Origin of the sequence: Bradyrhizobium sp. Pha-3 (assembly GCF_042258325.1) — a bacterium.
In the GTDB taxonomy this organism is placed as follows: Bacteria; Pseudomonadota; Alphaproteobacteria; order Rhizobiales; family Xanthobacteraceae; genus Bradyrhizobium; species Bradyrhizobium elkanii.
In genome coordinates, this window is the sequence record NZ_CP170151.1 from 3,700,784 (window position 1) to 3,719,366 (window position 18,583).

Annotated in this window: 14 protein-coding genes; 9 read left to right on the forward strand and 5 right to left on the reverse strand. The window is 59.2% G+C overall.

Going from position 1 to position 18,583, the window contains the following annotated elements:
• Window positions 1-4: 4 nt before the first annotated feature.
• A complete protein-coding gene (locus ACE10X_RS17025; RefSeq protein WP_375764331.1) occupies window positions 5-1,375 on the forward strand; it encodes an HlyD family type I secretion periplasmic adaptor subunit in 1,371 nt (456 codons plus the stop codon).
• A 262-nt stretch (window positions 1,376-1,637) separates the two neighbouring features.
• On the opposite strand, the gene ACE10X_RS17030 is transcribed toward ACE10X_RS17025, so the two are convergent.
• From ACE10X_RS17030 to ACE10X_RS17050, 5 genes are all read right to left on the reverse strand, one after another.
• Window positions 1,638-2,015, reverse strand: a complete 378-nt coding sequence (locus ACE10X_RS17030) for a TadE/TadG family type IV pilus assembly protein (protein ID WP_375049592.1) — start codon at window positions 2,013-2,015, stop codon at window positions 1,638-1,640.
• 2 nt (window positions 2,016-2,017) lie between these two features.
• Window positions 2,018-2,596, reverse strand: a complete 579-nt coding sequence (locus ACE10X_RS17035; RefSeq protein ID WP_375048904.1) for a TadE/TadG family type IV pilus assembly protein — start codon at window positions 2,594-2,596, stop codon at window positions 2,018-2,020.
• Window positions 2,593-3,918: a TadE/TadG family type IV pilus assembly protein gene (locus ACE10X_RS17040; RefSeq protein ID WP_375764332.1), complete on the reverse strand. Its 1,326-nt coding sequence runs from the start codon at window positions 3,916-3,918 to the stop codon at window positions 2,593-2,595. Before ACE10X_RS17040 ends, ACE10X_RS17035 begins: the two co-directional genes overlap by 4 nt.
• Before the next feature lie 2,541 nt (window positions 3,919-6,459).
• Complete coding sequence (locus ACE10X_RS17045; RefSeq protein ID WP_375764333.1) at window positions 6,460-8,019, reverse strand: hypothetical protein; 1,560 nt, start codon at window positions 8,017-8,019, stop codon at window positions 6,460-6,462.
• Between the two features lie 613 nt (window positions 8,020-8,632).
• The gene (locus ACE10X_RS17050) at window positions 8,633-9,709 is read right to left on the reverse strand and encodes a hypothetical protein (protein WP_375764334.1); all 1,077 of its coding nucleotides are present in this window, start codon (window positions 9,707-9,709) and stop codon (window positions 8,633-8,635) included.
• A gap of 359 nt (window positions 9,710-10,068) precedes the next feature.
• Here ACE10X_RS17050 and ACE10X_RS17055 point away from each other — a divergent pair, with 359 nt between their 5' ends.
• From ACE10X_RS17055 to ACE10X_RS17090, 8 genes are all read left to right on the forward strand, one after another.
• Complete coding sequence (locus ACE10X_RS17055) at window positions 10,069-11,571, forward strand: hypothetical protein (RefSeq protein ID WP_375764335.1); 1,503 nt, start codon at window positions 10,069-10,071, stop codon at window positions 11,569-11,571.
• Window positions 11,572-12,043: 472 nt separating this feature from the next.
• Window positions 12,044-12,256: a Flp family type IVb pilin gene (locus ACE10X_RS17060; protein WP_375764336.1), complete on the forward strand. Its 213-nt coding sequence runs from the start codon at window positions 12,044-12,046 to the stop codon at window positions 12,254-12,256.
• Between the two features lie 374 nt (window positions 12,257-12,630).
• On the forward strand, window positions 12,631-13,137 hold the full coding sequence (locus ACE10X_RS17065; RefSeq protein WP_375764337.1) for a prepilin peptidase: 507 nt from the start codon (window positions 12,631-12,633) through the stop codon (window positions 13,135-13,137).
• Between the two features lies 1 nt (window position 13,138).
• Window positions 13,139-14,104, forward strand: coding sequence for a Flp pilus assembly protein CpaB (gene cpaB / locus ACE10X_RS17070; protein ID WP_375764338.1), 966 nt, complete (start codon window positions 13,139-13,141; stop codon window positions 14,102-14,104).
• Window positions 14,105-14,115: 11 nt separating this feature from the next.
• A complete protein-coding gene (locus ACE10X_RS17075) occupies window positions 14,116-15,306 on the forward strand; it encodes a CpaE family protein (RefSeq protein ID WP_375764339.1) in 1,191 nt (396 codons plus the stop codon).
• Window positions 15,303-16,745, forward strand: coding sequence for a CpaF family protein (locus ACE10X_RS17080; RefSeq protein ID WP_375764340.1), 1,443 nt, complete (start codon window positions 15,303-15,305; stop codon window positions 16,743-16,745). The genes ACE10X_RS17075 and ACE10X_RS17080 overlap by 4 nt, the downstream gene beginning before the upstream one ends.
• Window positions 16,742-17,674, forward strand: a complete 933-nt coding sequence (locus ACE10X_RS17085; RefSeq protein ID WP_375764341.1) for a type II secretion system F family protein — start codon at window positions 16,742-16,744, stop codon at window positions 17,672-17,674. Before ACE10X_RS17080 ends, ACE10X_RS17085 begins: the two co-directional genes overlap by 4 nt.
• On the forward strand, window positions 17,671-18,573 hold the full coding sequence (locus ACE10X_RS17090) for a type II secretion system F family protein (protein WP_375764342.1): 903 nt from the start codon (window positions 17,671-17,673) through the stop codon (window positions 18,571-18,573). Before ACE10X_RS17085 ends, ACE10X_RS17090 begins: the two co-directional genes overlap by 4 nt.
• Window positions 18,574-18,583 lie beyond the last annotated feature (10 nt).

Below are 18,583 nucleotides of genomic sequence, written 5' to 3' on the forward strand. Positions count from 1 at the left end.
AATCATGGCATTGCTCGATGTCGCAGACCTGTCGATGCGCCCCGGAGCCGCCCCGCGCGGGACAAGGCATACGAACAAGGATGGCGCGCCGAACGACTCCATTCGCGGCGTCGCCGTAGCGGGGTGGCTGATCATCGCGATCTTCTTCGGCGGCATCGGCACCTGGGCGGTGACCGCGCCGCTCAACGGGGCGGTGGTCGCCAATGCCGTGGTGAAGGTCGATGGCAACCGCAAGAGCGTCCAGCACCTCGATGGCGGTATCGTCAAGGAATTGCACGTCAGGGAAGGCGACAGGGTGCTTGCAGGCGATTTGCTGATCGTCTTGGACGAAACCCAGGCGCGCGCCGAACACGAGGTGCTGACCCAACAATATGCCGTGCTGCGTGCCACGGAAATCCGGCTGCTGACCGAGCTTGACCACGGCTCCCAGCTTGTCATGCCGCCGGATCTGAAAGCGCGCTCTGACGATCCGTACCTCAAAAGCGTCTGGAATGGACAGGTCAGTCAGTTTGATACCCGCAGGGCGTCGCTCGAAGGGCAAAGAAGTGTCGTTCGCGAGAAGATCAATCAGCTGGGCTCGCAGATCGTTGGCGCGGAAGCGCAGGTGAAATCGTTCACCAATCAAATCGACTCAGTGCGCAAGGAGGCCAGGGACGTCGCTCCGCTCGTCGAGCGAGGCCTGATCGCCCGTCCCCGCATCCTGCAGCTGGAGCGGACCGCGTACGGCCTCGAGGGCCAGATCGCCGATGCAAACGCCAGCATAGCCAAGGCGCGCCAGGCGATCGCGGAGCAGGAACAGCAAATCGCCCAGTTCGACAATGACCGGATGACCGACGTCACAAAGGACCTGCGCGACACCCAAGCCAAGCTGCTGGAGGTCATCCCGAAGGCGATGAATGCCAAGGCAGTGCTGGGCCGAATGGAAATCCGCGCTCCCTATACCGGACGCGTGGTCGGGCTCAGCGTGTTTTCGGTGGGCGGTGTGATTCAGCGCGGCGACAAGATCCTGGACATCGTGCCTGACGAGGATTCGCTGACAATCGAAGCTCAAGTGGCGGTCGAGGATATCAGCGATGTGCACCCAGACACGCGCGCTGAGGTGCATCTGACCGCGTACAAGCAGCGGATCGTTCCGATTATCCATGGCGACGTCATCCTGGTCTCGGCAGATCGCCTAACGGATCCCAAGACCAACAATCCCTACTACACGGCCTTCGTTCGGATCGACCAAAACGAGCTCGCGGCCCTGCCCAACATTCATCTTTACCCGGGGATGCCTGCAACGGTGATGATCCCAACGGTTCAGCGTACAGCTTTTGACTACATCGTGGGGCCGCTCGTGATGTCGTTCAATCATGCGTTTCGGCAGAAGTGAGTGTTGGACTGATCCCTTGAGACCAGTCTGGTTTGCTGGCGCTTCATTGTTTTGAAGTCGCTGTTGCGCCCGTGCCACCAAAATGCTGCTGTGCAGGTCGATGCTGCTCGCTGCAACAGGGCGCGCTCTCACGACAGCGAAACTTCGATACAATGTGAAACTCTGACAGCCCGGTTGGGGGTCTCTTTCGTAGGACGCAACGCGTCCAGGTGGAAGCATGCGTTTGTTAGATGCTTACCGGCGACGTCGGAACGATTCAATCTCAGGGAAAGCAGGCCGTCGCCGAGAGCGGAATCACCAATGTCCTGGAGCCCACATTCATTGAATAGTTGACCGACGCGCTGACCGAATTGCCGCAAGCAGCAGCGGTATAGGTGAAGGTAGGTGATACATCTGGGCCGAAATACCGGCTCTTGGTGTAGGCAACCGTTGCCGCGGCATCCGAGCAGACGGTGGTTTTGACCGATGCACACCTGGCGCCGTCTTCTACGGCAAAGTGGAGGCTGCCAATCAGAAAGAGACCGACACATAGCGTGATGGTGCCGACAAGGAGCGCGATCAGAATGGGCGCAATAAGAGCGAATTCGACCGCTGTCGTTCCTCCTTGATCAAGTCGCAAAGTTTTCAGGAGCTTTCGCACGGTCAACCTAATCTGATCATTGCCGTTCCGGTGAGGGAAGTCGGGAGACCGCTGGCGATACTGAGGCCCGGGAATAATGGCGTGTAGGTAAACGTTGTTTGCACAACGATGTAATCACCAGGCTGCAAGGTTGGCATGCCGGCGGCAGAGCAATCAGCAGGCTTTGACGTGACGTCGCTGACGCGCTGCAGCGCGTTCGACGAATCAATGCAGTAATACCCCTCCGACGGCGAACCCGCGATCATTGAGACGCGCGTTCCCAGGGACGTGCTCTGCAGGGCATTCTGCATGGCCGTTGTCAGCCCGGGGCAATTCGTCGTTGCCGGCAGATGGGATAGATCGCAGCTCTTCCAGGCGGCTTGGCCGGCCGCCTGCGTGGCGTTCTCCACCTGCATCCGCTGGTAGATGTAGAGCGATACGTCGGCAACGTTCGCCAGCGCGACCGCGAGGATGATCACGAAAAGACCGAATTCGACGGCCGCAACGCCGCGCTGGTCGGCGGCGATTGCCTTCGTTCGATGAGCGAAACCCAACGCAGCTTTGCGGGGCGAGTTCAGCCAGCTCGAGAGTCCAGGTTTCATAAGACCAACGTCGCTCTGCCAGGTATCGTCGTGGAGGGCATCGACAATCCCGCGGGGATACATTCGCCATTCGGCAGGATCATCCCCGTCCCGTTCACGGTGATGTCCTTGACGACCAGGGCAAAGCAGGACTTTCCGAACCCGGCCTTGTTGACGGCGCCGCTCAATGTGACGCTCGCGTTCGGCAAATAAACGAGGCCGGTGATGTTCCACACTGGGCTATTGCCTGCTGCCGAAATATCTACACCGCTCGTCAGCTTCGGATCCTGATAGATGGCGACGCCTGACCAAGTTCCGGACGTCGGTGCGGCGATGTCGAGCGTGCCTCCCCCGGTAGGACTATGAGTGTATGAAGCCGAATTATCGCCGGAAAAAACCACTGTAAGTCCGGTCCCCTTGGTCGTCGCAAACGAGTATCCGTTGGTGTCCAATTGCCCGTTCTCGATGACCAGGACCGCCCCCGCCGGTGCGTCGATGGAGACGTCTCCGGTGAGTTGGAGGTCACCACAGACCACGAAGGTACCGCCGAGTGACCGGGATCCGGACCATTGGTTACTGGCCGGTAACGCCGGATCTTTCTTTTTGGTAGGTTCCTGCGGATAGGAGCTGCAGGGGTCGGGTGGGATTTTGCTGGCGAGGGCGGCATAGCTATCGGAGACCGCGGGCACATTCGAATACTGCGATACGCCGCAGCCGTTATTGGTGTTGTGTGCCGCACCGATCGGTGCCCCAAGGTTGCCGCCGTTGCATGTCGATCCGGTGTTCGACATCGTGTTGCAGCCCATGCTAGCCTTTGGTGCGCCGTTGGACCGGATCCCTTGAGATCCTAGCGCCAGCAAACAAAAGTCCGTCGGCGTGCTCGGCCGTTTTGCAACCGATGCGGCGCCGATCTGTTTTGCTGGGCCACCATTTAATGTTGCGTCACCTCTGTATCCAACAACCTGCGACAGATACAGCGGCACATAGCCCGAAATGGTCGCGCTATAGCAGTTGTTGCCGCCGCTTGGACATGCTGCCGAGTTGGAAACGGTGACGCGGATGCTGCCCACACCATCTACAAATCCATATCGCGACGCGACCGCCTTGGCTTCGATATCGTAGTTTGAGCTGTTGTTGGTCGCAGCGGCGAGAGCTGCCGCATCGGCAGCGTTTTGCATGCCGCGCGTCCTCATGGACCAGTTCGATACCTCGAAGCCGATGCCTAGGGCTCCGATCAGAGGAACGAGCAGGACACCCATGATCACGTTGACGGCGCCGCACTGATCCGAGCGCAGACGGCGGATATGAAAAAACATCGGACAAACGGCCACGGCAATCCTCATTGATCATTTACGAGGACCGGAAAAGCGCAAATCAATGCTCCAGGCGTTACATAAAACCATTAAGAGAATGCCTATTTTTCCCAGAATAAGCGATGGAACGACTATTCAATTGCAGCCAGAATCGGAGGTGAATCCAGGTTTGTTTGCTAAGATCTTTCCCGTGGAAACCACGGGCGCCGCGAACGTGGTGAAACGCGAAGGGTTGAGGGAGGTATCGTAGGCCGCGGAAAGGCGGCCGCTCTCAGGCGACTCAATCTAGCTCTGGTCGGACCCCGTATTCTTACGGATCAAGGTTAACTCTCGTGCCGCATCCGGCTGGCCTGTTGCGGGGCCGCTCGCTACGCGATCGGGCACGAGGGAGCCTGAGTCCGAGACGGCAAACGGGGGCAACCTGAACGGCGCGCTCGGAATGTCGCAGCGGCTCTCCGGATCAGGTCGCGCAGGCGGTGGCGCGCGCGGCCTACGTCATCAAGGCGACGGAGCTCGGACGGCCGCTGTTGCCGCATCCCGAGCTCCTCGATCGGGAGAACGCCCTGCGCAAGGCGTTGGCAGGGCCGGTTCAGGCAAGGACAATGTCCCTGCTCGCCTGCTCGAGCGCAACATCCAGATCCAGACGCTTCATTCGCAGCTCCTAGAAGAGGAGCAGCAGGCTATCGGCCGCGCCGGCGGACGCGAGCAAGCCGCCGCTGGCAGTCACGCAGTGGCGGCAATCCAACGGGGAGAGTTGCGGTCGGCTCGGAGGGGATTCTGGGATTTGCTATTGAGTGGAACCCGTACGTCCGTCCATTCCGGTGAGACGGCTCGCCCTACGCTGCGCGTCCGAGGGCACTGGCCGTCCGAGCCGATCCTCATACAGTAGGGCGAGCCGCAGCAGATTACTCGGAGGCTTTCTCGGAATCGACGTCGCGAAGCTGAAAAATCCCATCGCGATCGCCTAACAAGCCGGGAAGGAGAGGTTTGCTTTTTCCGTGAGGTCGATGCGTCGGCGCCCGCATGCGTCGAGTCTTTTAACGGATCGCCAGCCGGCTTGTCGGTGTGCATTTCTGTTACGAGGCTGGTCCGACTGGCTACGGCCTTTATCGCCTGACCCCTGTGGCTCGGTCGCGAACGCGACAGTGGGTGTCGTCACCGGTGATCCCGAGGAAGCCGGGCTATGGAGTGAACATCAACCGCCGAGGCGCGCCATCAACTCGATGATGCACGACCCCATAACGTCGTCTGGAGGATCGAGAGCGAGTTTGGCGCACCTACGAACTTTACCTAGGCGCAAACCAAGTGTTCGGCAATGCCGAAGAGCACTTCGAGCCTTACGTCGCTGGCAAATGTGAAGATCCAGCGCAGGATCTGGCCCGGTGCACGGTGATCGACATGCGAGACGTCATCTCGGAGATCCGCAATCGGGTCTAATTAGCGTACCGCGTACCTCCGAGGGCCGCGTCGGCATGCCCGGCGTGCCCTGGGTTTTTCTCGTCAACGCCTGCGGATTGCATGCGTGCCGGTCTCCCAAGGAGACCTTCATATTCGCCCCACGATCCACGGTTCGTCCCAAGCGACCAGTACTGCAACGGTCAATGCGGCAATGACGTAGAGGAGAAATTCGGTTCTCGTGACGTTGAACATCATTTGAATCCTCGTTCGCCCCCGGTCACCTGTGCTGAGGGGCGTGTGTGGTTCTATATTCCACGGACGCATCGTGGGCACGCTAGCCGAAATGACTAATCTGGAGCAAGGACTCGGCTTGGAAGAAACGGAGATTTCGATAGCACAGGCGACGCGCCGATCATGCACTCGGCGATAAGACGGTGGTCCTCTCGGCATCGCCGCCGACCTTCTGTTTTGCTCGTACGCGCAAATACCATTACGCTATTAGCAAAACTGAATCTAAACTTAAACCACTGTCTTGGTGCAACTTTTTGCGCCGGACATCTTTTCAAGATGCGGTTTTTGCGTACCGTCGATTTTCACAGATACGAATTTCGTCCGGAGAGGCTGGCTTCAGCGCGACCCTACGCCCGCAGGCGGCATCGACCTTGCAATGGTTGACCTCAACTCATTGGCAAGTTGGCCTGCGATCCGCCGGCAGATGGCAGTGACCGGGATGGTCGCTCGGTTTCGACGAGCTGCGGCGCGGCATTCCGGATCGGATCGTGCAGGCGGTGCAGCGCACGTCGTACGTGATCAAGGCGACGGAGATGGTCTGGCCGCTGCTGCGGTTTCCTGAACTGCTCGATCGGGAGAACTGCGCAGGGTATTGGCAGACTAGGTCCAGGCAAGAACTATGTCCCTCCTCGAGCGAAACATCAAGATTCAAAAGCTTCATTCGCAGCTGCTCGATGAAGAGCGCAGCCGACAATCGGCAGCGCCGGCCGACGCAGGCAAGCCGCCGCTGGCGGTCACGCAGTGGCGGCAATCGAACCCGGAGAGCTGCGGGAGGCTCGGAGGGGACGCCGCAAACTGTTTTCGAAAAGGGGCTAAGTCCGCCAAGGCTTCTCTTAGGGCCGAGGGGTCGGATCGGGATCGCCATCGTCGTTTCATACTAGACTAATGCAACGCCACAGTTCGATCCCTGGCCTGCTGGATGCCACCGACAAGCGCCTTTGCATATAGCTCGCGTGCCTTTGTCACGTCGCCGCGTGTTCCGTAGGTCTTCCACGCGGAAAGAACGAGCGGATCATAGGTCTCCGCGAGCATGAAGCTCGCCTGTGCGCTACCCGTCCCCTCAGCGTGTTCGAGCACGATCCGCGCTGCACCGATATCCCCTCGGCCGAGCAGGGTGCTGGCGCGCGCCAGCAGCCTGGCCGCTTCCGGACCGCCTTGCGCCTCAGGGACCACTGGCTGCTCTGTCGGAGCTGCCTCCGCGGCATGAGTCAGCGTGGGTTCGCCGGCCGGTGCCGGCGCTTCAGCCCGGTCGCGCTTCTTCTTTAGAGGCTGTCGCAGCTCTCTTGTCGCATGCTTGGCGGCCTTCTTCACCTGCACCGCTTCGTCACCTGCCTTGCTTGATGGCGCCAGGTGGGTCTGGAGGTCCCGCCGTGCCCTCGCAAGCTCGCGAGTCAGCGCTCCGGCCCTGTCGTGCTCCGTCTTCAAAAACTGTCGCAGCTCCGCGATGGCGCTCTCGGCGGCCTTCTTCGCCTGCACTGTCTCGTTACCTGCCGCGCTTGACAGCGCCAGTTGGTTCTCGATGTCGCGCCGCGCTGTCGCAAGCTCGCCAGTCAGCGTCTCAGCTCTGTCGTGCTCCTTCTGCAGAGACCGTCGTAGCTCCGCCATCCCGCTCTTTGCGGCCTGACTAACCTCCGTTGCCTGATCGCGCTCCTTGTTCGCCTGCGCTCCCCGCATCTCAATGATCTGCTGCGCCCTCGCCAGTTCATTTGCCAGGGCCTCTGCTCGGCGCCGCTCCTTTTCGGAAGACTGTTGCTCTTCCAGCTGCGTTGCCTCCGCACCTTGCTTGCCCTGTGCCGTATCCCAAGATGCTGGTGAGATCGCCCGATCAGCTTGCTGATGAAGAGCCGGATCCCGCGCCGATGAATCGGCTTCTTGCAGGTCCTCTCCTGGGACCTGCGTCTCTTGATTGACGGCCTCCACGCTAGCTGCGTCAGGCCTGACATTGTCCTCGTCACCAATGTATCGCGTCACATGGGCGCCGAGCTCAGCGTGGAAATACCAGCCGATGAGCGACGCCCCGACCATCGCCGCGGCGATCGAGCAGATGGCACGCCGCGCGGTCCGTCCGCGCTCCTGTTTGCTCTGCGCGGCCCGCGCTTCAACCAGGACGCCAGCGACTGGGTCCGCGTTCGTAACCAGACGGGTTAATTCCGCCACCCTCGCACGTTCGGCCAGGCCCGAGGGGAAACAAAAGGAGCGGGGCCCTGGCGACGCCGGGGGGACGATTGATCCAGTTTCCTTTGGCGGAATAAATTCATCACCTTCCTTTGGAAGATGCATTGTTTGCCAATGCGTCGGCGTGATCTCGCTTGGCTCGCCATTTTTCCTAACCCACCCATGCCCCTCAGCCGACCATTGAGCAGATTCGAAGCGTCCACTTACGTCATCCTCAAGAATGACGAATGTTCCATCCTTTGGAGCGGTGTCGATCACGTGGCGCATGCAAAGACGCCTATTCGATGCGGTTATCCAATTTTTTAGAAGGACTTCGCCAATGCGCAGATTCTACTCCACCTCACCAAAAGCCTCAAGAAATAGTCATTTAGGTTTTTGGCGGTAGTCCAACCGCAGCACGGCGGCGGGCACTTACCAGGTGCGCGCGTTATGGCCACAGGCCGAACTTGTCCGCCACAGCGGCCGTTTTCAGGCGGCTGAAGGAGTCAAATCCGTATTTTTGCGGGTTAATGTTAACTCACGTGCCAAAGCAGATCACCGTTTATGCGCGTGACGCCGTGTGACTGCGCCAGAGCTCTTTCGGCCTCGGTTATCGCCGCTCCGTTGAGCGGAGCCAACTGTGTTGTCACTGCCGGCGCTGGTGTGCAATTTGGCGATCCGAATGCCAGCGTATCGCCGGCTCCGAGCTCTCGAACGATCGCGTGAGGTGAACGTAGCGGGTAATCGACCGCGCCGGCCGACGCGGCCAAGCCGCCGTTGGCGGTCACTCAGGGGCGGCAATCCAACACGGAGAGCTGCCGGGCGGCTCGGAGGGATTCCGGGTCGTGTTATTGACATGAGCTATTACGCAAAAGGAAATCAACGGCCGGATTCGTTAGTTTCACAGATTGTCTTGTGCAGATGTGTCGGAAAGTTGAGATAGAGCTGAGGGGCGCCGCGGGGCTAATGCATCATATACAGCAGGAATCGACCAGGGGAGCCCGAGCATGAGCAGGGGGGTATAGAGCGCTCCCCAATAATCGTTGAATGGCTTGCCGACTACAGCAAATATGCAGAGGTAGGTCGTCACGGTGACGGCGGCTCTAAGCCCATCGCGCCATGCGAAAAGTCCTAGCAGCGCGGCCGGCAAAAGCGCGGCCGTTATCCATAGTGGCGTCAGATTGAAAAGACCGTTGAAATGCGCGGTCTCAAGGACGAACCTGATCCCGCCAAACCTTATCCATCCATTTGGATCGGCGCGATCGGTGGACGCGATTTGTTGCATAACCTCGATCCAATGCCACGAAAAATATGCAAAGTATGCTGAGAGGCCTAAAGCCCAGCCAACCAGTTCTCTCGCATTCGCTCGATATGCGGCAAAGGCAACGCAGATCAGGATATACGGTGCAGCCAGTTCTCGGATGAATAGTGCAGCCAGCGCAGCTAATAGACCGACAAGCCATTGGCCATTGCCATAGTTCACCACGGACAGCAATATTAGCGCGCCGGTTGCCACTTCTGACATTACGATGCCTCGATCGCGGGCCAAGAGAATAATGCTAAAAAAAATCCCGACGATCGCAGGTATAGCTAGCGCTATGTTGCCCTGTGCGCGGATCATCCGGTAAGCGAGAAGAAGCGTCACTGACGTAAGAACCGACAGCAACTTTTGCGCCCAGACGATCGATGGTAGAAGCGAGAGAAGCTCCATCCAAGCCGGGGTTCGCCAGTTGAACACTGACCGTAGGCCGTAGCCGTGCGCCAAAAGAATTTCGTGAGCGGCTTCATAATAGCCTACCCCACTGTGCATGAGCGCTAAAATATCTAGGTAAGTGTCTGGATCAGTATATTTGTGAACGACTGAACTCGTGATCGGCGCCGTTTCCGCAAGAACGACGAGCCACAACGCTGAAATGAACGCAACTAAAACGATGGTGAGAGCAATTCTTTGCGGCATGCCCGCGAATCGTGTCATCATTAGACCTCTCGGAATTGTTGAGAGAAACCGGGGAGTTCTTTAGCCCCACTTGCGGAACGAGAGTAAAACTCTCCCGAGATTGGTCAATGGAGTGGGAGTTCTGATCGTAGGCGTCCGTGTTTCTCGAGATTGGCGCCGACCAGCGATATGGTTGTGTCGACGCTTCGCTCATCTTGCTACGCGAGGCGCGCAAGCTCGGCCCCATCATCACGCATGATCGTGAGCGACAACGGCGGCGATATTGGCGCGCCCTGGCGAGAGGGACTCGGGATCTAGTAGCACTGCGTCGCGCCCCGGCAAGCCGATGCGGACGGCCACATGTTTTTGGAGACAATAGTCGGCAGCGCGGGATAGAAAGCATGCCCTCAAGCAGTCATTCGCTTCAGGTGGATACGGAAATCGGGCCGAGCGCGGAGCCTGCACCCAGCGATCACCTTCGGCCTTGGCTACCGCTCATATTCGCCGCTACCGCCTATTTGACGCTTATTACCAGGAGCGTCAGCCTATTAAAGGATGCTGACATTTACTGGCATATCGTGGTCGGCCAGTGGATCGTTGATCATCGTGCCGTGCCTCACGTCGATCTGTTCTCCTTCACGATGCGCGGTGCACCCTGGATAACCAGTGAGTGGCTATCGGAAGTCCTTTATTTCGTAACGTACAAACTGGCCGGATGGACGGGGCCCTTAATTCTGGCGGCGCTTTCAGCGTCGGTCGCATTTTACTTGCTAGCGCTCTTGCTTCTGAAGAGACTGCCCAACATACCGGTCATGATCTTGCTGACGGCCGGAATTGCTATGACGTCGTTCCACATATTCACTCGACCACACGTCCTGGTCTTTCCCCTGATGGTGCTGTGGGCTAACGCCCTGGTCGAGGCGAGCGAACAACGACGGGCTCCTTCCTTCGCATATCTCCCGCTCATCACTCTTTGGGCGAATCTCCACGGAAGCTTCACGCTAGGTCTGGCGCTGATGGGGCCGTTTGCGCTGGAGGCGCTTTGGACCGCAGACAAATCGGCCCGCGCGACGGTCGCGGTCCAATGGCTTCGATTTGGAGTACTGGCTCTTGGTGCCGCCTGCATCACCCCATATGGGCCGGAATCGATTTTGGTCACATGGCGCGTTTTGCGTCTCGGAGCGGCTCTTTCAAGGATCGGCGAGTGGCAACCGCTTAACTTCGGCGAGATGAATGCTGTCACACCATGCTTGATGGCCGGCCTTGCCTACCTCCTGTACAGCGGGCTCAAGCTGCCTCCGATCAGGATCGCCGCGCTCGTCGCGGTAGTTTATCAGACGCTCGCCCACGTGCGTTATATCGACGTCTTCGCCCTGGTTTCGCCATTCTTCATTGCCGGCCCATTGGCACAACACCTCTCATGGCCCGCATTGCAGCACAGTCGGAAAGTGGTACCCCCGACTAGGTCCGCGATTCTTGCGGCGATTGGGGCCCTTGTCATGGCTAGTGGCGCAGTCATCGCAGTGATGAATATCACGCCGCCACTTATGCCACGCGCTGCAGTCGAATTGCTCAAGGAGCGAAGGGCCGATCGCGTTCTCAATGATTACTACTTCTCCGGATACCTGATCTTCCAGGGCATTCCGGTGTTCATTGATTCGCGCGCTGAGTTATACGGTCCGAATTTCATCATTCGTTACGTGCGCGCAATTGCGCTCGATGACGTAGCGGATTTCGTCAGGTTGCTCGACGAGTACAAGATCGACGCAACGCTGCTGTTCCCGTCGACTGCGGCGGTGGGCCTGCTCGATCGGTTGCCCGATTGGGAGCGCGCTTATGCAGGTGATGTAGCCGTTGTCCACGTCCGGCGTACTCATAATGCAGGCGGAGACAGCGTGAAGTAGACCTGCTTGCTGTTTTCAAAATCCTCGCGGTCGTGGTACGCACCGCGGCCAGCAATTTGGACGTCGTTCGAAGCTCTGTAATCGGATGCAAGCTAGCTTTTGCGAGTATGTCATCGAGTTCAGGGATTTTGGGCATAACCCACTAGATGCCGGTCGCAGTCCCCGTTGGCTTGAGCAAGGCGAACTGTATTTTCCTTGCCTGCTTTCGAACCGGGAGTGCGCACACCGTATTTGCACGGATCCAGTGCGTCCGGGTGGGAGAGCGCCAGGAAAATCCCAGCTGATTCAAGGTATTCCGTTCAATGCTTGTGCGGTATCCGATCGCCTTGAGTTGGCGGGGGCTGCCCCAGTAGGGTTAATAAACGATTACCCGATGACAGCTATCTCGCGACGGATTATAAACAAATCCGAGTTGGCACCCGATTTGCCCGCCAACTTGTGGCGTAAATTTTCTAACAAGGGATTTTGTCCTATGCTGAAGTATTACATCAAGACCACCGAAGCCTTTAAGCGTCTCCGCGCCGACCAGGATGGCGTTGTGTCGTTCGAGTACGTGATCGTTGCCGCTTGCATCATTGTTGCAGTCGGCGCCGCTTTCGGCCTCAGCGGCGGTGGTGCGCTTTCCAGCGGCCTGTCGTCTGCCATCAGCGCCGTCGTCGCGAAACTCACCGCCGCGCTGGCGTAAGAGGCTCAATACCGGGACATTGGCAAAACCAATGTCCCGGTATTTCCAACGCATCTGTTCGAAGAGTTGGATTGTCGCCCTTCGCGCGAAGGAGGGGGACTACAACGTTTGGGTTTTCTGCCCAAATTGTCGACAGAGCGAAGTCGCTGCGGACGGGCTCCAACCGCATCGTGTCGTTTGAATCCGTCATTGCTGCGTCCTCTGCTATTGCCGCTGTGCGTGCCGTATCCTCGGCCAGTGCAGGTAGTGGCGGCGCTCTCAGTACCGCAGTAGGAGGTTAGTGCAGTCATTCACCTGGTTCGCGCGGCCTCGAGATTTGTTTCTGAAGTGTGCTGATTTTTTATTCTTTGTTCGATTTTTCAGGCGCGTGTTTGATGAGTTGGATTGTTCCCATAGCTTCGGGTTTGGAAATCCTGTTGTTGCTGTATGTGGCAACGATTGACATTGCGACACGACTGATCAGCAACGAGATTTGCCTGGTCTTAGCGTTCCTCGGGATCATCGGTCAATTGCTCACGCCGATGCAGCTTGCCCAATCGCTGATCGTCGGAGCTGTTCTTTTTCTCGTTCTGCTCACCATCTACCAGCGCGGCATGATTGGCGGCGGCGACGTCAAGTTGCTCGTCGCATTAGCGATCGGTCTGCCGCTGTCCGGCGTGATCCAATTGTTGACCGCGACTGCGCTGGCTGGCGGCGTTCTCGCTGCCTTGCATCTCATGATGCGTCGCCTGCCACAACCCCGGCTCGCGCCTGCCGGATCATCTCTGATACGTCGCGTCTATGCAGTCGAGCGGTGGCGCCATTTGCGGCATGCGTCGCTGCCCTACGGGGTCGCCATCGCATGCGGGGGTATCTGGACCATTTTGAGCAAAGGATTTTGACATGTCATCCGCTTTGCGCGTCTCGATCATCATGGTGCTGCTACTGGCGACGACGGCGCTGGGGCTCATCGCCTATGGCATGAACCAATCAAAGGGGCCGGCAGCGGTGGTTGCGGCAACTGCACCAGCTCCGGCCGGGCCTGCCACGGTCGGATATTTTGTTGCGGCGCATCCGCTCTCGAAAGGGACTTTGGCACGTGAGGAGGATTTCACCGTGCGCCAGGCGACGTCGGAGAGCGTCCCGGCGGGCGCGATCCTTGAGACGCCCGACTCTAAGGCGGGACTTCCCGGTTCGCTGGTTCGCAGGTTTGTTGACACGGGCAGTCCCGTGACGTTGCAGGACATCCTGCGGCCGCGTGATCGTGGTTTCCTCGCCAGCGTTCTGGCGCCGGATAGCCGTGCGATTAGCATCAAGGTGGACGAGGAAACCGGCGTCTCTGGTCTGGTTAGGCCCGGAGATTATGTGGACGTGGTGTTGACCCAGGTATTCGAGAAGGCGAATCCCGCGCGTCGGGCGGTCAGCGAAACCGTGCTGGGCAACGTGAGAGTCATCGCCGTCGACCAGGAGATTGCTCAGGGCGGTCGAGCCGCGGCCGCTGTGGTTGGCAAGCAGGCACAAACTGTCTCGCTCGAACTTACGCCAGACCAGGTCAAGAAAGTCACCGTCGCAAAGCAACTTGGAACGCTGTCTCTGGTTGTGCGAGCGGCGGCGGAACAGTGGGCCAAAGCCGACACGAATGCAATGTCAAGCTGCGATGTTTCCCCCGAGCTCGCGCGGCAAAACGCTATCGCCGGCCAGAGCACAACGATCGCAATCTATAGCGCCACCGGCCTGAAGCAATACTCGGTAAGACGACAGGATTCGGACGACGGCGATGCGAGCGTCGGTTGCGATGTAATGTCGGACGCCACCCAGCACGCTGCATCCGCAATGGACGATCCTGGCAAGGTGTCGGAGAAACGTTGATGAGTATGAACATGGCCGTGGTGGAATCACCCGAAGAGACGACGTCCGCCGTCATACGTAACCGTATCGTCTGCTTCGTGAACGATGAGCTTAGCGCCGCGGCGCTGCGCAAGGGTCTCGAGGGTAGCAATCTGGTGATCCGGCGTGGCACCATCCGTCATGCCACTCGTATGCTCGAGACCGACACCGACCTGTACGCGCTGGTGACCGACATCAGCGGGATCGATGATCCCTTCACCGAACTGGAACGTCTGGCGAGCGTCTGCCCGCCCGATGTCAAGGTCTGTCTCATCGGCGAGAACAGGGAGATCACATTCTATCGCGAATTGATGGAGATCGGCCTTACCGAGTACCTCCCAATGCCGATTACCCGCGATATGGTGCTGGACCAGTTTCGTCCAAAGCTGGTTGGCGATGTCGCGCCCGCCCACAACGATCGCGGTGGACATGTGGTGTCGATTTGTGGTGCGCAGGGCGGTGCTGGAGCAACGAGCGTCGCGATCAACCTCGCGCTCCAACTGGCCGAGACCACCAAGGCTAAGGTGGCGCTGCTCGATTTGCATCTGCAGGGTGGCGAGACTGCGGTGATGCTTGGCGTTCGTCCCGGACCCGGCCTCCGCATTGCCCTCGAAAATCCGATGCGGGCCGACACGCTGTTCCTCGAGCGGGCGGCGATCGAGGTGAACGATCGGGTTGTCCTGATTTCCGGCGACGAAGACCTCGATGCCATGCTCGACATCACCGAGGCGGGCGTGCGGCACGTGCTGGGTCTGCTCCGGCAGCGGTTCAATTATGTCGTCGTCGACGTGCCGGTGCCGTTCTCGGCATCGATCTATCCCGTGATCCAGTTGTCGCGTCATGTGCTGGTGCTGCTGGAAGCCGAGGTGACCGGGCTGCGCAACGCGCATGCGTTACGAACCGCTGTCACCAACATCGCCGGCAAGGATCGGGTCTTTACCCTGCTCAATCGTGCCGACCGCGCTGGCGGCCTGCCCAGAGCGACCATCGCCAAGGCGCTTGGTGCTGAGCCGGACATGATCATCCCGGATCTCGGCAAGGGAATGACCCAGGCGGTCAATCTCGGCATTCCGGCGCTGAAGCACGTATCGAGGCTGCGCCGTCATCTCACCCCGATCGTACGGGAGATCACCGGCGTCGGCTCCGTGAAAAGGGCCGGGTGGAAGAGGTGGCTCGGGCTATGAAAAAGTTCGGCAGGCGCGCAGACGAAATGCCAGTGCGGATGCCCGGAGCGGTGCTGGTCGCGCCGCCAGCAGCACCTAGCGCGCATCCGGTCCCGCCGCCCTTGCCGTCGGAGGAGCCAAGCGCAGCGTTACCGGCACCCAGCCTGTTTGCGTCGGCGCCGAAGCATGAAGAGCCTTCGCACCATCCGGTGATGCCGGCGTCGCTGCGCGAGCGGGTGATCGAGCAGATCGAGCCGGCGATCGCCACGACGGTCTCCCGCGACGTCCTGCGTCGGCAGATCGAGGAAATCATCCACGGTATAGCCAACCAGGAGCGCCTCGAGCTGTCGGGCCGCGAGCAGTTGTTCCTCGCGGAGGAAATCGCCGACGACATGACCGGCTACGGACCGCTTCGTCCGCTTCTGCTCGATGAGTCGATCAACGACATCATGATCAACGGACCGAGCAGCGTCTATGTCGAGCGGGCCGGCAAGCTCGAGCGGGTTGCGGTTCGGTTTCGCGACAATGATCACATCGCCTCCGTCGCTCAGAAAATCGCTTCGCAGGTCGGTCGCCGCGTCGACGAGTCCAGCCCGATGGTGGACTGCCGTCTGCCTGACGGCAGCCGCGTCAACATCATTCTGCCGCCGCTGGCGATCCACAGCCCGTGCATCTCGATTCGAAAATTCCCCAGCCGGCGCTTGAACATCGCTGGAATGATCGAAAACGGCACGATGACCCCCGCTCTCGGACAGCTGCTGGAGATTGCCTCTCGCTGCCGGCTCAATGTTCTGGTCTCCGGAGGCACGGGATCGGGCAAGACGACGCTCCTGAATGCTCTTAGCCAGTACATCGACCACAGCGAACGCATCGTCACGATCGAGGACGCCGCGGAGCTGCAACTGCAGCAACCGCACGTGATCAGCCTAGAGACCCGGCCTCCCAGCCTTGAAGGTACGGGCCAGGTGACGCAACGCGATTTGTTGTGGAATGCGCTACGTATGCGACCAGATCGAATCGTGGTGGGCGAGGTGCGCAGCGTGGAAGCGTTCGACATGCTGCAAGCGATGAACACCGGTCATGACGGCTCGATTTCCACCGTGCATGCCAACAGTACCCGCGATGCTCTGACCCGCATCGAAAACATGGTGCAGATGGGACAAGTCAGTCTGCCACCGCGCGCGATTCGAACGCAGATTGTCGCCGCATTGGATCTCATCGTGCAAGTCGAGCGTATGCGTGACGGCCAGCGCCGTATCGTCCAGGTCAGCGAGGTAATCGGCCTGGAAGGCGAGGTCATCACCACCAATGACATCGCTCTGTTCGAGTACAAGGAAGAGGACGTTCACGGCCGGATATCGGGGACCTACCGGTCCACCAACGCGATCCCGAAATTTAAGAGCCGCCTTGTCTATTACGGGCTCGACCGAGCCTGGGCGGAGGCAATGAGGCAGATATGACACTGACGACCTTGACTCTCATTGTGCTGGCGCTCCTGTTGTGCGCAGCGGTCAACACGCTGTGGCTTGATGCGCGGCAACGGCGGATGGATCGTCAGCTCGAGATTGCTCTACCGGCATCTCAACTGGCTGACTTGCCTTCGATACGCCGAGCGGAAACGGCCTCACGTTGGCAGTTTCTCGAATGGTTAGCCAACTATCATCCTGATATCGTTTACGTTCTGCATCCGGTCTATGTGCTGCTTGCCGGTGTCGCCGCCGCTGGAGGCGTCGTCTATGCCAATCGCCTGGTGGGACTTTCCGTGTTCACGGTGTCCGTCGTGGCGGCTGTCGTTGCGGTCCTGGTGGTGCGCGGCCTGTTCGGATGGCAGCGACATCGCTTTACCAATCAGCTTTTCCGTCAATTGCCCGATGCCATCCAGCTCGTGACCAGCACTGTCCGATCGGGTTTGCCCGTCAATGAGGCATTCCGAACCATTGCTCGTGAGATGCCGCAGCCAACATCAGGGCAGTTTGCGATCGTTTGTACTGAGCTGAGTGTAGGGAGAGCGCCGGAGGAGGCGGTGGAAGCTGTCTATCGGCGAACGCAGGTGCCGGAGTATGCGATGTTCGCGGTGACGCTTGCGGTCCAGCTGAAGTCCGGTGGTAGCCTGGCAGAGACCCTCCAGAATTTGGGAGAGACCGTAAGCCAGCGGGTTGCGCTGGCTGCTCGCGCGAAAGCGCTTGCGGGAGAGGTGATTTTCTCTTCGCGCGCACTTTCCGTGTCGCCTATTGTCGTGGGCGGGGTGATGTACCTGGTCAGTCCGACAATGATCGATCAACTGTTCTATGATCCCACCGGAAACGTGCTCCTGGTTTATGCCGTGTGCTCGGTGCTGATGGGGCACTTTGTCATCCGTTGGATGGTCAAGAGGGAAACTACGCTATGACCGGCGGTATCGAGATCGCGGCCCTCGCCATAATCGTCGCGGCGGCGACATTCGTGTTGATCATTCGCGAGATGCATATCCGCGCCCTGGACACGCGAGTGTCGAACGCGGTTCTTGGCATTCCTGACCGATCGAGCCCGTCCAGGGACCTGGTCGGCTGGCTCTCGTCGATCGGCGCACGCTACCGCAGGCTCTACGCCGACGAGGACATCGAGCAATTGCGAGCGGTTCTGCAATCGGCGGGTTTCAATCATCACCGGACGCTTCCGATCTGGATCGGTCTCAAGATTGTTTGCATGGTTGCTTTTCCGATCCTGACCTTCTCTGTCGCTCAGATCCTCGGAGATTCGCTCAGCGGTGCGCTTGTCTTCACGCTGATCGGCGTCGTGATCGGAATCATGGGACCTCGCCTGATCCTGTGGCAGCTCAGGCGGCGGTTCGACAAGTCTGTTCGTGCAGCCACGGCGGATACGATTGATTTGCTGGTCGTGTGCGTTGAAGCTGGCATGGGTCTCGAGAGCGGACTGCAACGTGTCGCAGAAGAAATGAAAGAGGCCAATCCTGAGATCGCTCAGGTGCTACGCGGCCTTCTGGATGACCTCCGCATTTTACCGAATCGCATCGATGCATTCGAGAAGCTAGCAAACACGTCGGAAGGCCTGCGCCGCTTCGGCACCATGGTCAGCCAAAGCCTGCAATACGGAACACCATTGGGCCAGGCGTTACGTAGCATCGCGGTCGACCTCCGGCGGGAGCGGATTACCAAGCTTGAGGAGAGGGCGCACAAGCTCGGCGCCAAGCTGACCATTCCGATGGTGTTGTTCCTGCTTCCGGCAATGTTCGTCATTCTGGGGGCAAGTACGTTCTTGCACCTCATTCATGCGTTCAAGCAAATCTAGCTACGGATAA

What these genes read in the sequence shown, in the direction of transcription:
- ACE10X_RS17025 (WP_375764331.1), top strand. Translation starts at nt 5, where the DNA reads ATGGCATTGCTCGATGTCGCAGACCTGTCGATGCGCCCCGGAGCCGCC.
- ACE10X_RS17080 (WP_375764340.1), top strand. Translation starts at nt 15,303, where the DNA reads ATGAAAAAGTTCGGCAGGCGCGCAGACGAAATGCCAGTGCGGATGCCC.
- cpaB (WP_375764338.1), top strand. Translation starts at nt 13,139, where the DNA reads ATGTCATCCGCTTTGCGCGTCTCGATCATCATGGTGCTGCTACTGGCG.
- ACE10X_RS17055 (WP_375764335.1), top strand. Translation starts at nt 10,069, where the DNA reads ATGCCCTCAAGCAGTCATTCGCTTCAGGTGGATACGGAAATCGGGCCG.
- ACE10X_RS17035 (WP_375048904.1), bottom strand. Translation starts at nt 2,596, where the DNA reads ATGAAACCTGGACTCTCGAGCTGGCTGAACTCGCCCCGCAAAGCTGCG.
- ACE10X_RS17090 (WP_375764342.1), top strand. Translation starts at nt 17,671, where the DNA reads ATGACCGGCGGTATCGAGATCGCGGCCCTCGCCATAATCGTCGCGGCG.
- ACE10X_RS17040 (WP_375764332.1), bottom strand. Translation starts at nt 3,918, where the DNA reads ATGAGGATTGCCGTGGCCGTTTGTCCGATGTTTTTTCATATCCGCCGT.
- ACE10X_RS17060 (WP_375764336.1), top strand. Translation starts at nt 12,044, where the DNA reads ATGCTGAAGTATTACATCAAGACCACCGAAGCCTTTAAGCGTCTCCGC.
- ACE10X_RS17065 (WP_375764337.1), top strand. Translation starts at nt 12,631, where the DNA reads ATGAGTTGGATTGTTCCCATAGCTTCGGGTTTGGAAATCCTGTTGTTG.
- ACE10X_RS17050 (WP_375764334.1), bottom strand. Translation starts at nt 9,709, where the DNA reads ATGATGACACGATTCGCGGGCATGCCGCAAAGAATTGCTCTCACCATC.
- ACE10X_RS17075 (WP_375764339.1), top strand. Translation starts at nt 14,116, where the DNA reads ATGGCCGTGGTGGAATCACCCGAAGAGACGACGTCCGCCGTCATACGT.
- ACE10X_RS17045 (WP_375764333.1), bottom strand. Translation starts at nt 8,019, where the DNA reads ATGCGCCACGTGATCGACACCGCTCCAAAGGATGGAACATTCGTCATT.
- ACE10X_RS17085 (WP_375764341.1), top strand. Translation starts at nt 16,742, where the DNA reads ATGACACTGACGACCTTGACTCTCATTGTGCTGGCGCTCCTGTTGTGC.